Below are 18,136 nucleotides of genomic sequence, written 5' to 3' on the forward strand. Positions count from 1 at the left end.
GCTGCGTCCTCGTTCGACCCGTGCCGGCCCTGACCGGTTCCGTGGCGCCTGCCAGCCGCAGTTGCGGTTCTCCCCGCCTTGCCCGCGGCGATCACGCAAAAGTCATCACGGCCATGCCTTTCGTCATCTGCAAGCCCTAGAGCGGTCACGGGCGGCTCCTATGTTTCTCCACGTAGGGACGAATGCCAAGGAGAAACAAAATGATAACCGACACTCTTCAGACCCGTTCCAGGGCGTTGCGCAAGGCGCTGGTGCTTGCGCTCGCCCTGCCGCTGGCGCTGCCCATGGCAGGCGCGCTGCCGGCGATGGCGCAGGATGGCGGCTCGCCGCCGGCCGTCACCGGCGAGCGCGGACAGGATGCCTCGAAACGGGAAGCCCGCATGGATCGCGGCCACATGGACCGTGGCATGGACCGCGACCGTCGCGGCTACCGGCACGATCGCGATGGCGACGGTGACCGGGACCGCGACCGCGGCCATCGCTGGCACCACCAGTGGTCGGGCGAGCGGCTGGCGACGCGCCTTGCCGCAGCCGAGGTCGCAGCCGGCATCAAGACGGCACAACTCGACGCCTGGCGCAGCTTCACCGCAGCCCTCGTCGATTTCGCCACCCCCATGCCGCACCGCGGCCGGCCCGGCGGACCGGGCACGATGGATGACGATGCCGCCGGCGGTCCCGGCGAAGGCATGCCGATGGAAGGCCAGATGGACGACATGAGCGCAGGCGACGTGCCCGCCGGCCAGCAGGCGGCACCGGGCGATGCGGCCGGTGCGCAGCCACCTGCTTCCGGCGCGCAGCCTCCTGCCTCCGGCACGGCCGAGCAGGTGACGCGTCCCGATGGCCCCCGCCTCGGTCGCGGCCGGCCCTCCGGCTTCGATTTCCTCGACCGCGTGATCCTACGCGTGGAGGACCGGGCGGCGAAGGCCGAACGGCTGAAGACGGCAAAGAGCGCGCTCGAAGCCGTACTGGAACCGGGCCAGCGGGAGATCATTGAACGCTACCTGACGCCGAAGCGCGGCCACGGCGGCCGGCGCTGAGGCTTGCCAGAAACCGGCGGGGCGCGTGCTCGCCCCGCCTCTGTTTCAGAATCCGTCCCTCCGTCGGCTCCGGGCGTCGTCGTGGCACTTTTCCCGGTAGATGTCGCCCTGCCGGGCTTGCCTGCGCCACGGGCGCGCCTTGTTGAGCGCGATGTCGTAGGCCGGGTCGTCGCGGTCCAGCACCGCCGTCACCAGCGCGGGTTGCGGCGATTGCGGGCAGAGCGCCATGCTTTTCCCGTCGGGCCCGATAATGCCGGCCGGTCCGCGGTCTGCGACCTGTGCCGGCGTCGCCGCGCTGATCCAGATGCAGTTGAGCCCCGCATGCGCCCTGAGCGCGATCTGGAAACGGCCGGGGATGCCGTAGGAGGAGAACAGCACGGCATCGACGCCTTGCCGCTCGTAGCCGGAAAACACCTCGAAGAACTGCGATTCGATGCAGATCGCGCAGCCGAACCGGTAGCCGTTGACGTCGAAGGAGATCGCCTCGGTCCCCGGCGTGTACCAGCCCTGAAGCTCGCTGTTCGAGAGATAGCGCTTGTCGTAGCGCGTCACGAGTTCGCCGGCGTCGGACAGGACGTAGAGGCTGTTGTGTGGCGGGTAGGGCCCCGAGAGGCGATGCGCACCGCCGACGACTGCGAAGATCCGCAGCCGCCGGCAAAGGGCGGCGATCGCGCGAAGCTCGGTTTCCTGTGCCTCCCAGTCGAAGGCCGACCACGCCTCGGGATGGCCGATCTGGGCCTTGGCGTATCCGGACAGCGCGCCCTCGCAGAAATGCACCAGCCGCGCGCCTTCCGCTGCTGCCGCCGCGATCATGCCGCGTATGGCTTCCCCGTTGGCGGCGAGGGAGGCGGAAACGGTGGTCTGTGCTGCGGCAATCTTCAAGGCGGGCACCTCCTGTCTGTGCGACTCGCATTGTCGATGCGAACGCTGCGACATGAAACCGGAAATTGCGCCGGCGGCCGGGGCAATCGCCTATGAATGAAGCCCCCTCCACACTAGGGGGAGGGCTTAACCCAGTTGCGCGGCCGCGGCTCCATTCGTGTGGACGAGTGCCGCGGGTTTTCTCCCCTCTTGTGGGGGAGATGGCCGGCAGGCCAGAGGGGGTCGCGCCGCATGCGATTGCCCTGTGTCGGTGCCCCGCCCGGGACTGCCTGCCGTTGACGGCCGTCGGCGTTCCGCGCTAGCCCAATACGGGGGCCTTGCGGTCGCCATGGGGCGTTCGGGAGCGAGAGGCATGACGAAACGGGAAAGCTTGAAGGCGCGTCTGCGGCAGGCCGAGGCCTTGCGCGAGGAGGGGTGCTTCGATGCCGCGCTCGCGATTCTCGACGCGATCGCCGCCGACCCGGAGAACGGCGTGCTCGGCCCGGCAACCGTGCTCGGCCTGCCGCGGCCGTTGCACTCGGCCTTCCTCAAGGTGGCCAAGCGCCGGGGAGACCCGATCGCCCGCATCGGCTATCAGTACACGCTCGTTCCGCCGCCCGGCCTGCTTGCACCGTTCGGCCGCTTCTCCGCCGCAGAGCGCCGCGCGATCGCCGATGCCGGCCGAAAGCCCGTCCCGCATGTGCTGCACCAGGTCTGGATCGGAACGGCCGCCCTGCCGGAGGCCACCGCCGCCTGGGCCGACCATGCCGCGCGGCACGGCTATGAATACCGTCTCTGGCGCGAGGCCGATCTCGGTGCGCTGGGCATCGACGGCCATCCGGTCTTCCGCACGATGCTTGCGACCGGCGACCTGCCGGGCGCAGTCGACGTCGCCCGCTACCTGATCCTTCAACGCTTCGGCGGCATCTATCTCGATTGCGACTGGTATCCCGCCCGCCGCGATGTCGCCTTCGACGCGGTCCTGCCGCTCACCGGGCTCTCGGTGCTGGCGGAGGATATCCCGCGCGACACCGGCTCCGGCAGCCTGCTTCTGGCCAATTCCTTCATCGCGGCCCCGGCAGGCCATCCCGTCTTCGGCCGCATCCTCGAAGCCCTTCCGCAGGCCGCAGCCGCCCTTCCGGGCGCGCCGGCCTGGTGGTCCACCGGCCCGCTGCTCTTCACCGTCGTCTGCCGCGGCGGCGCCGTCACGATCGCCGACGCCGCCCTCGTCGCCGGCACGCTCCCTCGCCGCGCACCGATCGAGGACGTCCTTGCGCTGTGCGACGAGGCCGAGCGCGAGGACGGCGGCCTGCTGGTCGCCTGGAAGCCCTGGTAGGAGGCGCGGCGCTCAACCTCGGGCAGCGTTCATCCCGCCCTTGCCGCTTGCTCCCTCTTCTCCCCAGCGGGGAGAAGGTGGCGCGAAGCGCCGGATGAGGGGGCTTCCCGCAGGCGGTTGCGTTCGCGGCAACCCCCTCATCGCCTCGCTGTTGCTCGGCACTTCTCCCCGATGGGGAGAAGAGGGAGTGCGCGGGACCGCGTGCGGGGAGAGGGGGGCGCGAAACGACTCGGCTTGCCACTTCAGGTGGATCCGGCATATTGCGATCATTTTGGTGAAGTGTGCCACCATGGAGGCAAGCTACCTATGAATGAGCCCAAAACAGAACTGATCACCGGAAAAACCACTCTCACTTTGGGTGACGACTTGAGCCTTGTCGGCCCCGGGTGATCACGGTTCTAGCGCTGTTGCTTTTAATGCAGGTCGCTTTCTGTGTCTTTTATTATTCTGTCAGTGGCATTGCGCCGATTTGGAGCGATCCGGGCCAAGCAGTCTACCTGACGCTTCGCGACGGAGGGTGGCAGATGCTACCACTTCTAGCCATCATCGCCTTATCGATACCGCTCCTCAGTGCTATGCGATTCATGAGGCTTCCCGTGCAAAACAAGATTGTCTCCTACACAGCGGATCAGACTGGAATCGAGATATCAGACGCGACGGGCGTGTCGCTGCAAACACCTTGGTCCGCGGTAAAACGGGCCAACAGAACCCAGAGACATCTGGTTATGAACATGCAAGCCGGTGGCAAGTATTTCGCACCGTGGCGGGCTTTTTCTCCGGCAGACGCCGAAAGGCTATGGAGCCTTGTCCAGTTAAAAACACGAACACGTTAGCGGCCAACCGCACGCAAATCTTATCACTTCCAGAAGAGCCCCTTCTTTCGAATTTGGGTGAACGGCTGGCTGCTATGCGTTCCCGAAAGCCGCCGGATGTGCCGCGCGACGCCGTGCTTCTCCCACGGCGAAAATGGTTGCCGGCAGTCGCGGGCTCTTCCTCCCCGTGGCCGCCACCACCCGCGCTTCGAGATCACTGCACCAACGCACACGCCGCCTCGTCGCGGAGCACGTCGATGCAGTCGGGCGAGCGGCGGAAGTCGTCGTAGTAGAGCGTCCATTGGCCGTCGCCGGCGGCGCGGTAGGGGCCGAACTTGAAATACTGGTTCTCGCCCAGGCCCTGGTCCTTGTGGCCGATGAAGCCCTTGGCGGTGACGATCCACCGGCCGTTGGCGAAGAGCTCGACATGCCCGTCCCCGTCCGGGCCGGGATGCGAATAGATGGCGAAGTCGATCCAGCCGGAATCGGGCGCAGGCAGCGGGTTTCCACGGCTGGTCAGGGTCAGCTTGTCGGTGCAGCTGGGAAAGATGCCGCCGTCGTCCTTGGCCCGCCATTGCGCGTCGTGGGCGATGAGCGAGCGCATCTGGTTGGCCTCCGGGCGCAGCCAGACCGGCGCCTGCCCGGCCGGGCAGGTGGAAACGCCGCCCTCCGAGGCAGCCTCCGTGCTTGGCTGGTAGTTGCTCTCGATCGTGGCGAACAGCCGGCCGTTGTCGAGCCTGAGCGCCAGGAACGGGCTGAAGTCGCCCTCGGCATCCGGGCCGATCTCGCGCTTCCACTGCGCGATCAGGTAGCGGTGGTCGTCCTGTGGGACCGGATCGCCGAACTTCACCGCAAAGCCGAACCAGACGCCCTGGTCATAGGGCACCCGCAGCGCCGTCTCTTCCCAGATCTCGGCCCTTTCGCTGCAACCCTCGCTGTCGGGCTTGCAGTGCGGGCGGACGCTGAGCTCCAGCGCACCGGTGCCGACCTTCTTCACCGCGCTCTGGAAGACCGCGGTTCCCGCCTTCTGCTCGGCGTTCTCGCGATAGTAGAGCCCGCCGGTCTCGGCAAAGCCGGTGCCGTCGAAGCCGTCATGCAGCTTGCGCGAGGCCCCGTCTTCGGCTGTGGCGGGAAGGGCCGCGCCAAGAAGGGCGACAACGGCAAGGAGGCGGCGGATAAGGGACAGGGTCATGGCGGGCTCTCTGACAGGGCGCAAGGCGACGGTCGGATCGGGATTGCAATTGGTTGCGTGTCCGGGCGTCCGGGTGGCCCGGACAGGAATAACTAGCGCATAAATTGCTTGCAGCCTATCAAATTTGCGAGAGGATCGTTTCCGGATTTCAAGACGTTAGCCGACCCGCGGCCGGCAGGACGGCTTCCCTTTGGCAATCAATGGCTCTAAACCATCGGACATGAAGATCGCCTTCTATTCGCCGCTGAAATCGCCGGACCATCCCGTCCCCTCGGGGGACCGGCTGATGGCGCGGCTTTTGATCGATGCGCTGGCGCGGGCGGGGCACGAGGTCGCGGTCGCCTCGCATCTGCGCAGCTTCACCGCCGGCCCGGACGGCGAGGGGAGAGCGGCGATCGAGCAGGCGGCCGGCGCGGAGGTCGAGCGGCTGTCTGCGCTCTGGCAGGCGGCGGGCGGGGCGCCCGATGCCTGGTTCTGCTACCATCCCTATTACAAGGCGCCCGACCTGATCGGCCCGGAACTCGCCCGCCGCTTCGGGCTCGCCTACGTGACCGCCGAAGCCTCCTATTCGAACCGCCGCAACCAGGGCCTGTGGGCGGAAAACCAGCAGCGGCTGGCGCAGACGATCGGCCAGGCTGCGGTCAACATCTGCCTGACCCGCCGCGACCGCGACGGCCTCGCAGCCGCCATCCCGGACGGGCGCTACGCCCTGCTGCAGCCGTTCATCGATCCGTCGCCCTTCGTGGCCGCCGATCCCGCCCCGAAGCGGCATGCGCTCGTCGCCGTCGCGATGATGCGGCCCGGCGACAAGATGGAGAGCTATCGCATGCTGGCGGCGGCCCTTGCCCGCCTGCGGCACCTGCCATGGACGCTCGCGGTCGCAGGCGACGGCGCGTTGCGCGGCGAGGTGGAGGCGCTGTTTTCGGCGATGGAAGGCGGGCGGATCGCCTGGCACGGCGAGCGCGGCACAGCCGAGATCGCAGCTATCCTCGGCGCATCCGCCGTCTATGCCTGGCCCGGCACCGGCGAGGCCTATGGGCTCGCCTATCTGGAGGCGCAGGCGGCCGGCCTGCCGGTCGTCGCCCAAGCGACAGCCGGCGTGCCGGAGGTGGTCCGCCACGGCGTCACCGGGCTGCTCACGCCGCCGGGCGACGTGGACGCCTATGCCGCAGCGCTGGAACGGATGCTGACGGACGATGCGATGCGGCAGGACATGGCCGTTGCCGCGCGTCGTTTCGTTATCGAGGAATGCTCGCTCGAGCGCGCCGCGCGCCGCCTCGACGAGATTCTGCGCCGATACGTGAGGGGACGCCCATGACAGGCGCAGAGATGACAGACGCAGAGATGACAGACGCCGAATGGGCGCCGCTGACCGACGAGCTGGATGCCTGGGCGCGCACCGGGCGGGTCGTGCGCTTCTGGCTTCGCGACGACGACGCGGTGGAGCCGACGGAGGCGCTCGAGCGCCTGCTGGCCCTGTCGGCAAGCCATGCCGTGCCGGTGGCGCTTGCGGTCATCCCCGCCTTCACCGGCGCGGCGCTCGCCCGCAGGCTCGCGGCAGCACCCGATGCCGAGGTCGCCGTGCACGGCTGGTCGCACGAGAATTTCGCGCCGCCGGGGCAGAAGAAACAGGAACTCGGCGCCCATCGCCCGGCCGGGGTCGTGCTGTCCTCGCTGCAGCGTGGCGTCTCGAACCTGGCGCAACTCTTTGGGCCCCGCTTCGTGCCGGTGCTGGTGCCGCCGTGGAACCGCATCGATCCGGCGCTCGTACCCCGTCTCGGCGGCATTGGCTTTCGCGCGCTGTCGGTCTTCGGCCCTGAGAGGAACCTCGGGATCGCGTCGGTCAACACCCATGTCGATGTGATCGACTGGCACGGCACGCGCGGCGGCCGGGACACGGGACTTCTCGTGGGCGAAATGGTGGCGCGCCTGAAGGCCATCGAAAGCGGCGAGGGGACGCTCGGCCTCCTGACCCATCACCTCGTCCATGACGAAGCCGTCTGGCGCTTTCTGCAGGAACTGTTCGAAAGGACGGCCCGGCATCCGGCCTGCCGGTGGGTTCGGCTCTCGGAGCTTGTCGGATAGCGCGGGCGCCTCGCGGCAAACGTGACGTTTACGCGTCGATGGCGACCAGTTCCACCACCTGCCCGTCGCGGGCCGAATAGGCGTTCGGGAATTCGGCGGCGGCCTGCCTGTCGATCTCCTGCAGCTCCGCGTCGGTGCGCCAGGGGGCGTGGTGCATGAAGGCGACGGCCTTTGCGTTGGCGGCCCGGGCGAGGCGGACGGCTTGCTGCCAGGTGGAGTGGCCGTAGCCCTTGAACGTCTCCATTTCCGCATCGACGTAGCAGGCGTCGTAGATGAAGAGATCGGCGTCCTTGATCAGCTTCAGCACTTCGGCGTCGAGGACGCCCGGCTCGTGCTCGGTGTCGGTGATTACCGCCACCGCCCGGCCGCCCCATTCGACCCGGTAGCCGATTGCGCCGCCCGGATGGTTCAGGTTGCCGGTATGGACCTTGACGTCCTTGCGCGGCTCCAGCACGTCGCCGGCGTGGAAGTCGCCGTAGTTCAGGTGCGCGCGGCACACCTTCGGACCGACGGGGAACCACGGCGGGCTCATGAATTCCTGCACCATCTGGCAGGTGGACATCTGGCCGGCGAGGTGCCCGGACCAGATCTTGACGTCGCAATCGGGATTGTAGAGCGGCTTGAAATAGGGAAGCCCGATGATGTGGTCGTAGTGACAGTGGCTGAAGAACAGGTCGACCTTCTTCGTCCCTTCGGCCTTCATCGCGAAGCCCGCGGGCGTGATGCCGGAGCCGGCGTCGAACAGCAGCACCTCGTCGCCGCAGCGCATCTCGATGCAGACCGTGTTGCCGCCGTAGCGGCTGAACTCTTCGCCAGAGACCGGAATGCTACCGCGCGTGCCCCAGAACTTGACCGTCAGCACGCCCTTTGCGCCGTTGCTCTGCCTGAGCCGGCGGGGCCCTGCGGTCTTGTGGTTCGAATGCGGCGGCCTTCCAATCATGTTCATGTCTGCCTGACCTCTTCCAGTTCGCCCGGCAAGGCGAAAGTCCTAGAGTGTCGGATGCTCGACCCGGTCGTTGGCGCCTCGATCTTCTTCGCACCTGACACTGTATCATATAGGGTGTCGGAAGGAAGTTTTTGACCCCGCGCAAACTGGGACCGGAAAATCGGGTTCATTCGAGCATTCGTCGCACTAACCTTCCATAGTTTCCGCTTGCACCCGAGGTACGCTTGGTCTCTCAAGCCTAGCGAATATGAAACTGTTTTGCGAGGACGAAGTTGCCACGCGGGATTTATGCCTTCCCGGGGCCGAGACCGCACGTCCCGCGCGCCATTCTCCTGCCTCCCGCTGAAACGTCCGGCAGTGGAAAACGTTCCCGACCTGCCGGAGCGCCGGCAGCGCCCGGTTTTTGCAGGCTGAAGAAGGGCGGGGAATGCGCTCAGTCGGACTTCCTTGCGCGGGATCGTTCGTCGGTGAGTTCCATCGTCGTGCGGCTCAGGCGGCTTGCGAGTTCCCGCATGATCTCGATGGTCATCTCGGGGAAATCCGTCAGGAGCTTCAGGAAGTGCTCCTTGCTGATGCGCAGGGCTTCGAGGTTGGTGCTGGCCTTGACGGTGGCCGTACGCGAGACGTCGCACAGGATCGCGATCTCGCCGACGATGGAGTTGTTCTCCACCTCGGCGACCTTGATCTGCCCGCCGGGCGCCTCCACCAGGATGTCGGCGCGGCCGGTGAGGATGACATAGGCGGCATCGCCGTTGTCGCCCTGCCGGAACAGGATCTCGCCGGCGGCATAGTGCACCCTGTCCGAGGTGAAGGCGAGAAGCTTCAGCTTCGTCGGGTCCACGCCGGAAAACAGCGGCACCCGCCGCAACATCTGTACCTCGTCTTTCAAAAGCATCGTCTTCGTCCGTCCCCTCGGTCGTCTGGCAGTTTAGCCATATTATGACATTATGACACCAATTCCCTGAATGTCGCGTTGTCCGCAAGTTCGGCGTGCTTTCCGTCGCCGACGAGCCGGCCCTTGTCGAAGATCAGCACCCGGTCGAACAGGTCGGTCAGGGTCGTGTTGGTCAGCACCCAGATGATCGAGGTATTCTTGTCGTTGTTGTCTCTCACCAGGGTCAGCACGTTGCGGCAGATCTGTTCCTGGGTGCGCCCGTCCAGCGCCGGCAGCGGCCGGTTGAAGATGTAGTAGTCCGACCGGCGCAGCAGCGCGCGGGCCAGGTTGAGCTTCTGGCGCTGCACCTGGGTGAGCCTGCGCCCGCCGGCCCCGAGGTTGAATTCCAGGCCGATCGACAGCACCTGGTCGTAGAGGCCGGGTTCGCTGAGCAGCGCGATCACCATGGTGCGCACCCGCTCCGGCCCGTCGGCGTGGCGGTGGCTGACGCGGCCGAACAGCACGTTGTCCATCAGGCTGGCGGACGGCATGTAGCTGTGCGGATCGTAGCGGTCGATCGCGCCTTTCAGGCTCTCCGGAAGACCTTCGTGGAAGGCGAGCCGGACGTCGACGATGGTCTTCATCAGTTCGTCGGTCAAAAGGCCGAAGCGGTGCCGCGGCTCGATATAGGCGAAGCTGAGGCGGATGATGTTATGCTTGTCCTCGTCCGTCGTCTCGGCGAAATCCTTGCCCTTCAGCTTCTGCAGCAGCTGCTGGTACATCGGGATGTCGTCGGGCGTCATGAAGGTCAGCTGCTGGAAGAACGGATGGTCCGGCGGCAGCCCGGCGAAGAGTTCGACGGCGTTCTCGGCGATCTCGTAGCCCATCTGGTAGAGCATCCGGTCGAGGCCGCTGCGGCCGACCACCTCGCGGAAATAGGCGTTGCGGCCGATCGCCCGGCCGACCAGCTGCTCGCCGATGGCGGTGCCGAACAGGAGGTTCTCGCCGACGGTGGCCTCGATGTTGTAGCGGTCCGGCTCGAACGGCACGACGAGGTTGGAAAGGCCCGCCTTGTCGAGCTCGTCGCGGAAGGTGTGGCGGAGCTTGACGATATGGCTCGTCAGTTCCTCGTGGGTGAGCGGATCGACCGACGAGCGCAGCGCCAGCTCGAGGATGTCCTTGGTCAGGTAGACGCTGTCGAGCACGGCGGTGACCGAGGCGAACAGGTCTTCGGGCCCGGTGGCGCCGGCGGCCTCGTAGTCGATCCAGTCGCTCTCGATGTCATGGTCCGGATTGCCGGCCATCCGCGCCTCGGTGATCTCCCATTTGCGGAAGCTGGCATGGGCGTCCTCGTATTCCGGCTCGCGCAGCGGCGCGTGCTTGAGGCTGTAGAGCAGGTTGTCGCGCAGCGTGCCGTAGAAGAAGTAGGCGTCCGAGGAGACATAGGTGATGCGCCGCCCGACGACGGATTCGGGCAGGCCGAACAGGTCGGCGTCGCCGAGCGCGATGCGCCCGCTTTCCGGCCAGACCGAGCGGCCGATCGCTTCGGCCAGAGTGTCGCCGCCGGCGGCCGCGCCGCCGATGATGGCGGCATATTCGCCGCGCGGGAACTGCACCGAGATATGCTCGACCGTGTGCGCGCCGCTGTCGTCGGCAAGCGTCAGGTTGGCGACGGCGAGCGCGCCGGCCAGCGGCGCGACTTCGCCTGTCGACACCTCCTGCACCGCGGGATCGATGAGGTTGTCGACCTTGAACTGCTCGACCACCTGGTTGTATTTCACCTGCACGTCCTGGCGCGCCTGGTCCCAGTCGATCAGTTCCTTCAGCGGGCCGGGCAGGTCCTTGTAGGCGGCGATGACGGCTACGAGCTGGCCGATATCCAGCCGGCCCTGCAGCGCCAGGTAGCCGCCGATCAGGTAGAACAGGAACGGCGTGACGGAGGCGAGGAAGTTGTTGATGAACTTGACCAGGAACTTCCACTGGTAGAGGTCGTAGCGGATCTTGAAGATCCGCCCGAGCCGGGCGGCGATGTCGGCGCGCTCGAAGTTCGATGTGTCGTAGGCGTGGATCGTGTTGATGCCCTCGACGATCTCGCTGACGCGCCCGGCCAGCTCGCGCGCCGTCAGCTGCCGCTCGCGGCCGAGCACCAGCAGCCGCCGGCGCATGCGCGGGATCAGTACCGCCTGCACGGCGACGATGATGCCGGCGATCAGCCCCAGCCAGACGTTCTGCACGAAGATGAAGAACAGCGCCGTCGCCGCCTGGCCGCCGAGCAGCGCGGGCGCGACGAAGGCGTCGCCGGTGAAGCCGCCCATCGGCTCCACCTCGTCCTTGATCATGCTGGAGATTTCCGCGCCCTTGATGCGCTTGAACTGCGAGGGCGGAAAGCGCAGCACGCGGTCGACCAGCTCGAAGCGGATGCGGCGCAGCAGCCGCTCGCCGAGCCGGCCCTTGTAGGTGTTGATGTAGAGCTTGAAGAGCCCGTTGACGACCACGAGCGCCAGAAACACCAGGCTCAGCGCGATCAGCATCTCCAGCCGGTTCAGCTCGATGCCGGGGAAGAACACGACGTTGCCGACGAAGGGCAGGCCGAATTCGATGCGCATGAACAGCTGGCGCGCCGCCTCGCCCTCGAAGCCCTGGCCCTGGATCGGCCCGTTGACGATCTGCTTGGGCAGGTCGAACGAGAGGAAATAGGGGATCATCGAGACGGCGACGATGAACAGGATCCACAGCTGCTGCGGCCGCGTGTGTGTCCAGATGTAGTGGGTTAGTCCTTTTTCCATGAACCGATCAGACCGTGGAGAAAACGGGGACCCGGACGCTTCGAACCCGCGGGGGTGGGGAGTTCGCATCCGCATTGTATGAGTAACGCGCCATGGCGACGTCGAACCGCGATATAGTCATCCTCGACGCTCCAGAAAAGGCCGGCCCGGCGACACGGCCCGGTTTCATCGCCCAGAAATTCGTCTGTTCCTCCGCCTGCGCCGCCGGCATGCGGCGCAATCACCGCCTCGATGATGCAGTGAAAAGCGTTTTTGCATTGATTGCAAGGCCGTAGGCGGGGAATGCAAGGCCGCAGGCGGGATGGCCCGGCAGCCGCCTCAGCGCAAGGTGCTCTCGCGCGCAAGCCGGCCGACCTCGGCGCCGGCGACGAGACGGCGCAGAAGCGTGGCCGTCCTTGCAGCACCGTCGAGATCGAGCGGCGGGACCGGTTGAACCGGACTGTCGAGTGCGGTCTGGATCGCCGCGGTCAGGCTCTGCGGCGTCAGTGCCCGTTCTGCCACCACGCCCGCCAGCCCCAGTCTTTCCAGCCGCATGGCCCTTGCCGTCTGTTCCGTCTCGCCGCCGGCCGTGAACGGCACGAAGACGGCGCGGCAGCCGGCCCGCAGGATGTCGCAGACGGTGTTGTAGCCCGCCTGCGAGACCGACAGGCGCGCAGCGGTCAAAAGGCTCGGGAAATCGGCGCGGAAGCGCACGACCGAGACGTTTTCCGGCGCGGATTCCACCGTGGCCTCGAAGGCCGCCTGCGGCAGGTTGGGCCCGGCGATCACGCACCAGCGCAGTGCCTGGGGCAGCGTGCGGGCAGCGGCGATCGCCGCCTCGTTCAGCGCCGCGCCGACGGCGCCGCCGCCGGCCGAGACGAGGATATCGAAGCGCTCGGCTGCCGGCTGCGGCGGCGGGGCGGCGACGAGGCCGGTATAGATCACCTTGTCCGCGATCTGTCCGGCCAGCGGAAAGCTGTCGCCGATTCGGGCGAAACCCGGATCGCCATGGACGAGGACGGCATCGAAGCGGTCGCGGACCAGCGCCACGCTTTCCTCGTCGCGTCCGGGCTTGGCTCGCTCCTGCAGGATGTCGCGCAGGGAGGAGAGCACGATCGGCCTTGTCTCCATGGTGGCGATCTCGTCCAGCAGCGGGATCAGCTCGAAGCGGACCTGGCGGCGGCCGAAGGGGAAGGCCTCGATGACGACGACGTCGGGCCGCGCCGCCCGGAAGGCGGCAAGCAGCATCTCCCGACGCCGCGCCTTGAAGGCGTCGTCGACCGGGTTGCCGTCGAGGTCGGCGAGGCCGGAAAAGCCGGCGTCGCCCGCGACCACGGCCGGCAGCGCGACATGGCGGATGCCGGGGCCGGGAAAGCCCGCGACCTGCGTGCCGCCGGTGACCATGGTGACGTCGAAGCCGTCGTCGGCAAGGGCCTGAGAGATCCGGCTGGCGCGGGCGAGATGGCCGATGCCGAGCAGGTGCTGGACATAGAAGAAGACGCGCGGCGCCCTGCCTTCGGCCTCGTTCATCAGGCGGCTCGCCATTCGTTCTCGAACAGGTCCTTCAGCTGGCGGATGCTGACGTGGTGGTCGAATTCGGAGCGCACGCGCCGTTCGGCGGCCTCGCCGAGCCGCTGCCGCAGCGCCGGGTCGCGGATCAGCCGCTCGATCGCGACCGCCAGCGCCTGCGGGTCCTCGGGCGGAACGACCAGGCCGTTCTCGCCGTCCTGCAGCAGTTCGGGAATGCCGGAGATATTGGTGGAGACGCAGACGAGCCGCTGGCTGGAGGCCTCCACCAGCACGTTCGGCAACCCGTCGCGGTCGCCGTCGGGGGTGATGCGGCAGGCGAGCGCGAACAGGTCGGCCTGGCGGTAGAGCTCCAGCACGTCCGTCTGGTCCGTCGCGCCCTGCCAGGTGACCCGCCCGGCGATGCCGAGCCGGTCCGCCAGCGCCTTCAGTTGCGGCAGGTTCGCCCCGCCGCCGATATGGACGAAGCGCCAGGAAAGATCGGCCGGCAGCAGCGTCAGCGCCTTGAGCAGGATGTCGTAGCCCTTCTTGTCCACCGCGCGGCCGACGCTGATGATCTTCACCGGATCATTGGCATCGGAGCCGTCGCGCGCCGAATGGCTGCCGGAAAACGGGCCGAAGCGGTCGAGGTCGAGCCCGTGATAGGAGAGGTGGACGTGGTTCTTGCCGTTGGCGAGCCCGCGCAGCCGGTCGAAGCCGGTCTGGTTGCAGGTCACCGTCCAGCGCGTATCCGACAGCTTCCCCGCAAGCTCCCAGTCCGGCGAGGTCCAGATGTCCTTGGCGTGCGCCGAGCAGGTCCAGGGAATGCCGTTCATCAGGCTCGCATAGCGCGCGACCGATGCGGGCGTGTGGATGAAATGCGCGTGCAGCCAGTCCGCACCCTCGGGCCATTCGGCGCACAGCACCGCCGCCTGGCCGAACCGGCGCACCCGGTTGGGCGTCGGATCGCGGCGGAGATCCTTCAGAAAGGCCCTGAGCGCCGCGCCGAATCCGGGGAGCCTGCGGCACCTGAAAAGCCCGCGCAGGACCCGCAGCGGCTCCTGGTAGAGATATTCGGGAAGATAGTGCACCGGAGCCTTGATCTCGTCATGGACCGGGTGGCGCTTGGCGTCGGTCGGATGCCGCATCGAGATCAGCGTCAGGTCGAAGCCGGCGCGCTCCAGCCCCAGCAGTTCCTGCGCGATGAAGGTCTCCGAAAGGCGCGGATACCCCTTCAGGACGACGACGATTTTCTTGTTCGATGTCAATGCGATGTCAGCCTTTTACGACGGTCAGCTGCGCGCCGGCCTCCTCCAGCAGATCGCCGACGATCTGTGAGATGTTGCGCAGGCCCTCCAGCCTCAGCGCCTGCGATGTCTGCGACGGCGGCGGCCGATGGATAAGCTTCTTCAGCGCCGCTGCCATCACCGACGGCTGGCAGGATTCCTCCGACGACAACATCTTGACCAGCCCCAGCTCGGCGGCGCGGGTGGCCCGGATCAGTTGCTCCTCGCGCGGATTGACCCGTGGCACGATCAGCGCCGGCTTGTCGAAGGAGAGGATCTCGCAATAGGTGTTGTAGCCGCCCATCGCCACCACGGCCTTCGAGCCTGCGATCAGCTCTTCCATCCGGTTGTCGAACTCGATCACCTCGATATAGGGGATCTTCGCGCCCTTCTTCAAAAGCTTCTGGCGCTGGTCGCCGGGCATGTAGGGTCCGAGCACGACCAGCGCCTTGTGCGTCAGGGCCGGGTCTTCCTTGTAGGCGTGCAGGACGTCGTGGATCAGCGAGGCGCCGTCGCCGCCGCCGCCCGTCGTCACCAGGATGTAGTCGCCCTTGGGCCGGTGTTCCGGCCCCGGCTCGTGCGAGACGCTGCGTTGCAGGAATCCGACGAAATCCATGCGCCCGCGCACCTGTGAGGGCACGTCGAGCCCGATCAGCGGATCGTAGAAGTCCGGAGGTCCGTAGACCCAGATGCGGTCGTAGTAGCGGGCGATCTTGCGCATGACGTCGTTGCGCTGCCACTCGGCGTCGAGCAGGTGCGGCGCATCCATGACGTCGCGCAGGCCGAGCACCAGCGTCGTGCCGCAGGCCTTCAGGTAGGCGAGCGTGTCCTCGACCTCGCCGCGCAGCCCCATCGGCTCCTTGTCGACGATGAAGATGTCCGGCTGGAAGCTCTCGGCCGTGTGGCGGATGCTCGCCTGCCGCATCTTCAGCGTTTCCTGCAGGTCGATGTGCTGCTCCATCGACGTGTACTCGCCGTTGCGCAGCTTGATGACGCTCGGAATCTTCACGAAATCCACGCGGGCGCGATAGTCGAAGGCGCCGGCGATCGGCGATCCGGAGATGATGAGGATGTTGAGCCCGCGGAAGTCCTCGACGAGCGAATGCGCGATCGCGCGGCAGCGTCGGAGGTGGCCAAGACCGAACGTGTCATGGCTGTACATCAGAATTCGGGCGTCTTCCAGCCGTCGCGTCATCGCACATTGCTCTTCGTACGGGTCAAACGACCGAACTCTCCAATACCGATATCCATGGCATATTTTCTCGTCACTTGTAAGGGTCGGCGGCGTCGCGCAACCCGTCCCCGAGGAAGTTGAAGGCCAGGATGACAAGTATGACGGGTATCATCGGATACAAGAGCCAGGGGTAAAAAGCGATCACACTGACGCTTCGCGCTTCCGTGAGCAGGATGCCCCAGCTCGTGATCGGGGGCCTGAGACCGAGCCCGAGGAAGCTCAGCGCGGTCTCGCCGAGGATCATCCCGGGGATGGAAATGGTGGCGCTGGCGATCAGGTGCGACATGAAGCCGGGGACGAGATGGCGGCCGATGATGCGGCTGCTCTTCGCCCCCATCAGCTGCGCGGCCAGCACGTAATCCTCCTCGCGCAAGGCAAGCAGCTTGGAGCGGACGGCGCGCGCGAGCCCCGTCCAGTCGAGCAGACCGAGTATGACTGTGATGCCGAGGTAGACCAGAATGGGACTCCAGCTCACCGGCATGATCGCCGCGAGCGCCATCCACAGCGGAATGCTGGGTATCGATTGCAATACCTCGATGACGCGCTGCACCATGAGGTCGAGATAGCCGCCGTGATAACCGGCAAGGCCGCCGATGACAATGCCGAGCGTGAAGCTGACGGCGATGCCGATCAGGCCGATGGTGAGTGAGATCCGCGCGCCGTAGATGATGCGCGACAGCACGTCGCGGCCGAGCCGGTCGGTGCCGAGCGCGAAGAACTGGCCGTCCTTCGCCGGGCAGACGAGGTGGAAGCTCGCCTCCCACAATCCCCAGAATTTATAGGGGTCGCCCGAGCAGAAGAAGCGCAGCCGCTGCACGTCGGCGGTATTGTCGCTGTAGACCCGGCGCAGCGTCTCCATGTCGAGCTCCATCGTCCGCCCGTAGACGAACGGCCCGACCAGTTGGCCGTCGTGGAACATCCGCACGCGCTGCGGCGGCGCATGGATGAAGTCCATGTTGCGGGTGTGCAGGTTGTAGGGCGCCAGGAACTCGGCGACCACGATCGCAAGATAGGCCGCCAGCAGGAAGATGCCGGAGATCAGCGCGATCCTGTGCTTCTTGAACTTCCACCACATCAGCCGCAGCTGCGAGGCCTGGTAGACCTTCGCCTGGCCGGCGGTCATCGCCTCCACCGAATAGGGATCGAAGGGGGCGGTCGAGACGTAGTGCTGCAGCGGCGCGCCGGGCGGGGGAAGGGGGGCCGTCATTTGGTGCTCCCGCCCTGCAGCCGGATTCGCGGATCGAGGAAGGCGAGTGCTATGTCGGACACGAGCACGCCGATGACGGTGAGGAAGGCGAGGAACATCAGGAACGAGCCCGCAAGATACATGTCCTGGCTCTGCAGCGCCTTGATCAGCATCGGCCCGGTGGTTTCGAGCGACAGCACGATCGCGGTGATCTCGGCGCCGGAGATGATCTGCGGCAGGATCGAGCCGATGTCGGAGATGAAGAAGTTCAGCGACATGCGCAGCGGATATTTGACGAGCGCCCGGAACGGGTTCATGCCCTTGGCTCGTGCCGTCACCACGTATTGCTTCTGCAACTCGTCGAGCAGGTTGGCCCGCAGCCGCCGCACCATGCCCGCCGTGCCCGCGGTGCCGATGATGATGACGGGGATCCACAGATGTTCGAGGATCGACCTGGCCTTTGCCCAGCTCATCGGCTCGTTCAGGTACTGCTGGTCCATCAGGTGGCCGATCGACGTGCCGAACCAGATGTTGGCGAAGTACATCAGGATCAGCGCGAGGATGAAGTTCGGCACCGCGAGCCCGAGCAGGCCGAGGAAGGTCAGGCCGTAGTCGCCCCAGCTATACTGGTGGGTGGCCGAATAGATGCCGATCGGGAAAGCGATGATCCAGGTGACGAGAATGGTGACGAAGGAGACGAGCACCGTCAGCCACAATCGGTCGCCCACCACGTCGGACACGGGCAGCTGGTATTCGAACGAGTAGCCGAAGTCCCCGTGCAGCATGCCGCCGACCCAGTGCAGGTAGCGGATCGGCGCCGGCTGGTCGAAGCCGTAGCGCTCGCGCAGCGCCTCGATTTCCTCCATGTCGGCCTCTTCGCCCATGGCGCGCAGTTCCGCCACGTAGCTCTCGAAGTAGTCACCGGGCGGCAGCTCGATGATGGTGAAGACGAGCATGGAGATCAAAAGCATCGTCGGCACCATGACGGCGATGCGCCAGAGGATGTATCTCAGCAT

At 66.5% G+C, this 18,136-nt stretch carries 15 protein-coding genes; 5 read left to right on the forward strand and 10 right to left on the reverse strand.

All coding sequences use genetic code 11. The features are described 5' to 3' along the window. Window positions 1-200: 200 nt before the first annotated feature. On the forward strand, window positions 201-1,037 hold the full coding sequence (locus GGQ64_RS06350) for a hypothetical protein (RefSeq protein WP_183800706.1): 837 nt from the start codon (window positions 201-203) through the stop codon (window positions 1,035-1,037). A 45-nt stretch (window positions 1,038-1,082) separates the two neighbouring features. On the opposite strand, the gene GGQ64_RS06355 is transcribed toward GGQ64_RS06350, so the two are convergent. Continuing rightward, window positions 1,083-1,919 (reverse strand): carbon-nitrogen hydrolase family protein, encoded by an 837-nt coding sequence (locus tag GGQ64_RS06355; RefSeq protein ID WP_210300160.1) that lies wholly within the window; start codon window positions 1,917-1,919, stop codon window positions 1,083-1,085. A gap of 352 nt (window positions 1,920-2,271) precedes the next feature. On the opposite strand from GGQ64_RS06355, the gene GGQ64_RS06360 reads away from it, so the two are divergent. Further along, on the forward strand, window positions 2,272-3,234 hold the full coding sequence (locus GGQ64_RS06360; RefSeq protein ID WP_183800712.1) for a glycosyltransferase family 32 protein: 963 nt from the start codon (window positions 2,272-2,274) through the stop codon (window positions 3,232-3,234). Between the two features lie 1,026 nt (window positions 3,235-4,260). On the opposite strand, the gene GGQ64_RS06365 is transcribed toward GGQ64_RS06360, so the two are convergent. Then, on the reverse strand, window positions 4,261-5,232 hold the full coding sequence (locus tag GGQ64_RS06365) for a polysaccharide lyase family 20 protein (protein WP_425488495.1): 972 nt from the start codon (window positions 5,230-5,232) through the stop codon (window positions 4,261-4,263). Between the two features lie 226 nt (window positions 5,233-5,458). Between GGQ64_RS06365 and GGQ64_RS06370 the strand changes: the two genes are divergently transcribed. Together GGQ64_RS06370 and GGQ64_RS06375 are read left to right on the forward strand one after the other, a co-directional pair. Beyond that, window positions 5,459-6,556 carry a glycosyltransferase family 4 protein gene (locus GGQ64_RS06370; protein WP_183800719.1) on the forward strand — a complete coding sequence of 366 codons (1,098 nt, stop codon included), beginning with the start codon at window positions 5,459-5,461 and terminating at the stop codon, window positions 6,554-6,556. 11 nt (window positions 6,557-6,567) lie between these two features. Then, the gene (locus GGQ64_RS06375; RefSeq protein ID WP_425488490.1) at window positions 6,568-7,323 is read left to right on the forward strand and encodes a polysaccharide deacetylase family protein; all 756 of its coding nucleotides are present in this window, start codon (window positions 6,568-6,570) and stop codon (window positions 7,321-7,323) included. Between the two features lie 28 nt (window positions 7,324-7,351). Here the strand turns inward: GGQ64_RS06375 and GGQ64_RS06380 are convergent, their stop codons facing one another. From GGQ64_RS06380 to GGQ64_RS06390, 3 genes are all read right to left on the reverse strand, one after another. Next, a complete protein-coding gene (locus GGQ64_RS06380; protein ID WP_246422375.1) occupies window positions 7,352-8,269 on the reverse strand; it encodes an MBL fold metallo-hydrolase in 918 nt (305 codons plus the stop codon). Between the two features lie 433 nt (window positions 8,270-8,702). Next, complete coding sequence (locus tag GGQ64_RS06385; RefSeq protein ID WP_183800722.1) at window positions 8,703-9,164, reverse strand: cyclic nucleotide-binding domain-containing protein; 462 nt, start codon at window positions 9,162-9,164, stop codon at window positions 8,703-8,705. A gap of 50 nt (window positions 9,165-9,214) precedes the next feature. Continuing rightward, a complete protein-coding gene (locus GGQ64_RS06390; RefSeq protein WP_183800725.1) occupies window positions 9,215-11,929 on the reverse strand; it encodes an ABC transporter ATP-binding protein in 2,715 nt (904 codons plus the stop codon). 92 nt (window positions 11,930-12,021) lie between these two features. On the opposite strand from GGQ64_RS06390, the gene GGQ64_RS06395 reads away from it, so the two are divergent. Then, entirely contained in the window at window positions 12,022-12,204 is a 183-nt protein-coding gene (locus GGQ64_RS06395; protein WP_183800728.1) for a hypothetical protein, read from the forward strand. Window positions 12,205-12,247: 43 nt separating this feature from the next. On the opposite strand, the gene GGQ64_RS06400 is transcribed toward GGQ64_RS06395, so the two are convergent. The 5 genes from GGQ64_RS06400 to GGQ64_RS06420 all read right to left on the reverse strand — a co-directional run bounded on the left by GGQ64_RS06400 (window position 12,248) and on the right by GGQ64_RS06420 (window position 18,136). Then, window positions 12,248-13,438 (reverse strand): glycosyltransferase family protein, encoded by a 1,191-nt coding sequence (locus tag GGQ64_RS06400; protein WP_183800957.1) that lies wholly within the window; start codon window positions 13,436-13,438, stop codon window positions 12,248-12,250. After that, on the reverse strand, window positions 13,438-14,682 hold the full coding sequence (locus GGQ64_RS06405; RefSeq protein WP_183800731.1) for a glycosyltransferase: 1,245 nt from the start codon (window positions 14,680-14,682) through the stop codon (window positions 13,438-13,440). Before GGQ64_RS06405 ends, GGQ64_RS06400 begins: the two co-directional genes overlap by 1 nt. Before the next feature lie 7 nt (window positions 14,683-14,689). Continuing rightward, the gene (locus GGQ64_RS06410) at window positions 14,690-15,895 is read right to left on the reverse strand and encodes a glycosyltransferase family protein (protein WP_183800734.1); all 1,206 of its coding nucleotides are present in this window, start codon (window positions 15,893-15,895) and stop codon (window positions 14,690-14,692) included. A gap of 70 nt (window positions 15,896-15,965) precedes the next feature. Beyond that, a complete protein-coding gene (locus tag GGQ64_RS06415; protein WP_183800737.1) occupies window positions 15,966-17,141 on the reverse strand; it encodes an ABC transporter permease in 1,176 nt (391 codons plus the stop codon). Then, window positions 17,138-18,136, reverse strand: a complete 999-nt coding sequence (locus GGQ64_RS06420; RefSeq protein ID WP_183800740.1) for an ABC transporter permease — start codon at window positions 18,134-18,136, stop codon at window positions 17,138-17,140. The genes GGQ64_RS06415 and GGQ64_RS06420 overlap by 4 nt, the downstream gene beginning before the upstream one ends.

The sequence above is a fragment of the Mycoplana azooxidifex genome, assembly GCF_014196765.1.
Lineage (GTDB): Bacteria > Pseudomonadota > Alphaproteobacteria > Rhizobiales > Rhizobiaceae > Mycoplana > Mycoplana azooxidifex.

Bases quoted from the DNA above. Each gene is read 5' to 3' on its own strand.
- GGQ64_RS06350 (WP_183800706.1), top strand. From the start codon at position 201: ATGATAACCGACACTCTTCAGACCCGTTCCAGGGCGTTGCGCAAGGCG.
- GGQ64_RS06360 (WP_183800712.1), top strand. From the start codon at position 2,272: ATGACGAAACGGGAAAGCTTGAAGGCGCGTCTGCGGCAGGCCGAGGCC.
- GGQ64_RS06370 (WP_183800719.1), top strand. From the start codon at position 5,459: ATGAAGATCGCCTTCTATTCGCCGCTGAAATCGCCGGACCATCCCGTC.
- GGQ64_RS06375 (WP_425488490.1), top strand. From the start codon at position 6,568: ATGACAGACGCAGAGATGACAGACGCCGAATGGGCGCCGCTGACCGAC.
- GGQ64_RS06380 (WP_246422375.1), bottom strand. From the start codon at position 8,269: ATGAACATGATTGGAAGGCCGCCGCATTCGAACCACAAGACCGCAGGG.
- GGQ64_RS06385 (WP_183800722.1), bottom strand. From the start codon at position 9,164: ATGCTTTTGAAAGACGAGGTACAGATGTTGCGGCGGGTGCCGCTGTTT.
- GGQ64_RS06390 (WP_183800725.1), bottom strand. From the start codon at position 11,929: ATGGAAAAAGGACTAACCCACTACATCTGGACACACACGCGGCCGCAG.
- GGQ64_RS06395 (WP_183800728.1), top strand. From the start codon at position 12,022: ATGGCGACGTCGAACCGCGATATAGTCATCCTCGACGCTCCAGAAAAG.
- GGQ64_RS06400 (WP_183800957.1), bottom strand. From the start codon at position 13,438: ATGAACGAGGCCGAAGGCAGGGCGCCGCGCGTCTTCTTCTATGTCCAG.
- GGQ64_RS06410 (WP_183800734.1), bottom strand. From the start codon at position 15,895: ATGACGCGACGGCTGGAAGACGCCCGAATTCTGATGTACAGCCATGAC.
- GGQ64_RS06415 (WP_183800737.1), bottom strand. From the start codon at position 17,141: ATGACGGCCCCCCTTCCCCCGCCCGGCGCGCCGCTGCAGCACTACGTC.
- GGQ64_RS06420 (WP_183800740.1), bottom strand. From the start codon at position 18,136: ATGCTGAGATACATCCTCTGGCGCATCGCCGTCATGGTGCCGACGATG.